Source organism: Psychrobacter sp. 1U2 (assembly GCF_051847575.1).
In genome coordinates this window covers 1-574 of record NZ_JBPYDC010001557.1, presented here as the reverse complement: position 1 = coordinate 574, position 574 = coordinate 1, and the positions used below count along the sequence as shown (strand labels likewise).

Annotated in this window: 1 pseudogene; it reads left to right on the top strand. The window is 33.3% G+C overall.

The annotated features are described in order from the left end of the window. Window positions 1-205: 205 nt before the first annotated feature. Window positions 206-574 (top strand): annotated as a pseudogene (locus ACS8FD_RS23155) (transcriptional regulator); the annotation flags it as partial.

Genomic DNA, 574 nt, shown 5'->3' with positions numbered 1-574 from the left:
AATTGGCGACTTTAATATTCTATTATTATTTCCATAAATTATCTTTACCATGTAAAGAGTATGAATATCAATAACCTACATAAAATATGACTCAAGAGCGTTAAATATTGATTGAGAAATCCAGATAAAAGTGCATAATTACATTTCTGTATTGTTCATGTAATATTGTTACAGGTTTTTATATGGTGTTAATTGAGTAAGATTAATGGAACTAAAAAAGCATGAACGTCTCGCATATCGTTTATCTGACATTATCATTCGACTAAACGCTGGTGAGCGCTTAGATATTTTTGAGTTGGCAGATACTTATAAGGTTTCTACTCGCACATTGAAACGAGATTTTCAGGATCGTCTGACAATTTTAGATTTCAGTGAATCAGGCCCACAATTTTATCGTCTTGCCACCAGAAATATCGGCTGTTTTGAGCTAGTTGACATCAAACGTTTTGCTAGCTTTGCCAGTATCCAAGACCTACTACCACAAATTGATCGTCAGTTCTTTCAGCAAAAACTTGATCAAAGTGTATTAGTCAAAGGGTTTGCATATGAAGATATTAGCAGTCGAAGTAAAGAT